Source organism: Streptomyces sp. NPDC003038, assembly GCF_040611115.1.
Classification (GTDB): domain Bacteria; phylum Actinomycetota; class Actinomycetes; order Streptomycetales; family Streptomycetaceae; genus Streptomyces.
Map to the genome: position 1 here is coordinate 1 of NZ_JBEXNN010000090.1, position 3,495 is coordinate 3,495.

General features: G+C 63.7%; 4 protein-coding genes. 2 read left to right on the plus strand and 2 right to left on the minus strand.

Annotated elements, in window-relative coordinates; genetic code table 11:
- Nucleotides 1-87: 87 nt before the first annotated feature.
- On the minus strand, nt 88-354 hold the full coding sequence (locus ABZX75_RS34080) for a hypothetical protein (RefSeq protein ID WP_355418051.1): 267 nt from the start codon (nt 352-354) through the stop codon (nt 88-90).
- A gap of 379 nt (nt 355-733) precedes the next feature.
- Here ABZX75_RS34080 and ABZX75_RS34085 point away from each other — a divergent pair, with 379 nt between their 5' ends.
- Entirely contained in the window at nt 734-1,027 is a 294-nt protein-coding gene (locus ABZX75_RS34085) for a helix-turn-helix domain-containing protein (RefSeq protein WP_355418054.1), read from the plus strand.
- Between the two features lie 535 nt (nt 1,028-1,562).
- Nucleotides 1,563-1,829, plus strand: coding sequence for an integrase core domain-containing protein (locus ABZX75_RS34090; protein WP_355418060.1), 267 nt, complete (start codon nt 1,563-1,565; stop codon nt 1,827-1,829).
- Nucleotides 1,830-3,159: 1,330 nt separating this feature from the next.
- On the opposite strand, the gene ABZX75_RS34095 is transcribed toward ABZX75_RS34090, so the two are convergent.
- Nucleotides 3,160-3,495, minus strand: a 336-nt coding sequence (locus ABZX75_RS34095) for a transposase family protein (protein ID WP_355418057.1), incomplete at its 5' end; no start/stop codon positions are given.

The window sequence follows — 3,495 nt, forward strand, 5'->3', positions numbered from 1 at the left end:
CACGTTGTACTTCGAGGGCCGTCCCACGTAGATCTTCACCTTCAGGATCACCAAGATCCATTGTCAGGTGTGTCCACATCTCAGGGGTCACCTCACCGAACTCCGCCACAAGATACGGGAGTTGAACTTGCGACAGAGCTGTGGACGCACCGGGTCCTGCTTCGACAACGCCGCCGCCGAGAGTTTCTGGGCTCTCCTCAAGGAAGAGATCGGCACCCGCACCTGGCCCGACCGGGCCACCGCCCGTGCGGAGGTCTTCGACTCATCGAGACCTTCTACAACCGCCGCCGCCTGCGCAAGCACAAGATCTTCGGCTACCTCACCCCAGCCGACACCAGGCAACGGCATCAGCACGCCCTCGCAGCGTAGACATCGAGTGTCCAGGATCACGGGGAAACTTCATGCCGCGCAGCTTCGGCGCCCAGCCCAGGCTGGAGCACAGCTGGCCGTACGAGGGGCCGTGCCCGTGCAGGGCGCGGAACTCGGCGGTGGCCTGCGCGGCTTGCCGCCCGTGCCCGGGATGGTCCTCCTTCCAGGCGGCGTACGCGTCGCGTTCGTGGCGCGGGGTCTGGATCTCTCGGCGTGACTGGTCGCGGCTGTGGATGTGTGTGCGGGGGCCAGGAGTACTGCCATGCTCCCGAGCCCGTGTGGAGCAGCAGGCTCGGGACACCACTGAGAGTTGCCGTGTGGCCGGGAAGACGCGTGTGTCAGACCTGTGCGGGACGATCCTGCGATGACGGAGACGCTCCGCGCCTACCGGTACGCGCTCGATCCCACGCCCGCGCAGGTCGAGATCCTCCAGCGGTATGCCACAGCCGCACGGTGTGGCTACAACTTCGCCCTCGGCTACATGGTGGCCGTGCACCAGAAGGCGCGCGGCCGGGACGCGCTGATCGCCTCGGGCATGGACAAGGCCGTGGCTACTGAGGTGCGGCCCTGTCGGTTACCCCCGCTTCAAGCGGCGCGGCCGCGCCCGCGAGCGGTTCCGGCTGGTCCACAACGTGAAGAAGCCGGAGATCAGGTTTGAGAGCTCCCGCCGACTGCGGATCCCCGGCGGCGGCGGCCAGAGCGCGTTCACCGTCCGCCTCCACCAGGACGCCCGCGACCTGCTCCGCCTGATCACCGACGGGCAGGCTGTCATCAACTCCCTGACCGTCTCGCGTGACGGGCACCGCTGGCATGCCTCCATCCTGTGCCGCGTCCAGCAGCACATCCCCGCCGGGCCTTCCCGCCGCCAGGTCGCCGCCGGCCGCATCGGAGCGGACCTTGACTCTGCTGCGCCTGCGCCTGCGGGGGTGAGGTGTGGCAGACTGACGGCACATCGAAGCTCCGGCGCTTCAGGGCGACTTGGGAAGGTCACCCCGTTCAACCGGAGCTTCGTTGCATCCGTGACGGGCCGGCTCGGAGCTCACACGCCTGCGGCCTGCGAACTCACGTGATCACGAGGACTTTGAAACGCCCCTGCCTTTCACCCTCACAGAGCCAGGATGAAAGAGGTTCACTGATCGGGTTACGGCGGGATGGTGTAACGGGCGAGGCCCTCGGGCTGTTGAGCGGGATATCTGACGTCCACAGCTCTTCAGCTCGGGGGCCTCGTTGGTTCCTTATCGTGCCGTACCAGCGCGGACGACGCCGCCGCCGAGAGCTTCAACACAACGCTGAAAAGAGAGACGCTTCAGGACGCGATGGGCCGGGGCACGGCCCGCCAGGCCCGCCTCGCTACCTTCCACGGGGCCGGAAGCTACAACACGCAACGACACCACTCCCGCCCCGAACAACGATCACCCTCGCCTACGAGACCGTCCTCGACAACCCCTCAACTACGCTGACACAACCCGCATAAACGTGTACAATAATCGCGGGGAGCCCGGAGCTCCGTCGGTGGCAAATGACTGAGAGGTCACTCGCCTCGATGACCAGCCGTTCACACATCGCGCTGATCTTGCAGTAACCCTGAGTCGTCAACGACGTGAGCGGGGTCGCCCGACCAGGTCCTCAACAAGATCCTGTTACGAGTCCTAAAGGTGAATTGCTGCTGCTCAGAGTTACGATTTGACCAAGAACCATGTGGCCGGGCTGTCTTGTCCGGCGGGTATAACGGAAGCCTTCACAGCCTTTACCGCTACGTTCCACCCATACGGGTCAGGGTTAACCCCAAACCCGGACGACCAATATTTGACGAAGGCGTAGCCGGTATAGTTGCCGCCGTTAAGCCTCAGCTGAGGATAAGAGTAAACACCATTTGGCTGCCACGTCAGTGTCTCTTGCACAGACGATGCGGTGGTCAGACTGTTCTCTTGGCTGGTGTTGAAGCCAGCCTTACCCTCGGCAGTTGTGCCGGATTTGGAACCGCTCACACTAAGAGAAAAGTCCCAACCGGACTTGTATGTTTGGGATTTAGTTAGCGTCGTGGTTGTCCAAATCGTTCGTGTGGGGACGCTCCCGGCACTTCCGGTCCACAGCGGAGGAAAATCTCCATTGGCCTCCTTGAAGCCTATGAATCCGCAAGTCGCATCTGGGTCTTGGCACTTCGCAATGAGAGAATCACTGAACGTGCTCCGGTTCGCCTGATAGTTAAGATATCTGTCGAGTGAGTACTTTTGGTCCGCAGTAAGCGGTTGAGGCGAGCCAGTGGCAATGAGAGGCCAGCCCCACGTTTGGCCGGTGTAAGGGAGCGCCCCGTACATTCGGGTGAGTTCTGTCTTCATCTGCGCCTGCGTCATGGGGGTTGACACGAAATCGCTTACGGCGGCTGTTGCGGTTCCCTGGGCAGCGAGCGTTGCCGTGGCCGTACATGCGGCCATGAGGAGAAGGCGGGCACGCTTGCACCTTGAAGTCGGCTGTCCGGGACGGTGGTTAATGCCGCCCGTCTGCCCTTGACTGGTTCTCGAGGTTTTGGGCTTGTCGTCGATCATGGCCTGGCCCCTTGGAGTGGCAGGCAACCCGAGTGTGTGTTGCCTGCGGCCTATGGTCACTCACGTGATCGCTTGGCCGTGGCCAAGTCAGTGTGTGTGAGGCGACAGGCTACGCGCTTCAGACTTCTTTGGCCATGGAAATCCGACATCCGTCGGCAGCAGCGCGGACAACGCCCGCCATGGCTGATTCATAGTCATGGCCGCTGGGATAACCAGCAGGTCACAGAGATGTGAGTGAGCCTTTTCAGCGTTGCCTCTCCAGGGTGAGGACCGCCTTGGCGGCTGACGCGAGTCGATCGGGGCTGCAGCGAGCGTGGCGGAAGATGCGCCAGCGTTTGACGGTTGCAACGCCTCGCTCGACTGGCGGGCGCAGTCGGGCGTGTGCCTTGTTCAGCGACTTCTCTTCCGCGGTGAGCTCTTGCCTGGGGCGTCGCCGGGCCGGGACAGCGACACCGGGCCCGGCGCCGGTGTAGGCCAGGTCGGCCAGCGCCGGGATCCCCAGGCGCGTGCAGGTGGCGATGATGCGGTGTCTGCGGGCCGCGGTGAGGTCGTGGGTGCGGCCGGGCAGCGGGCGGGAGAG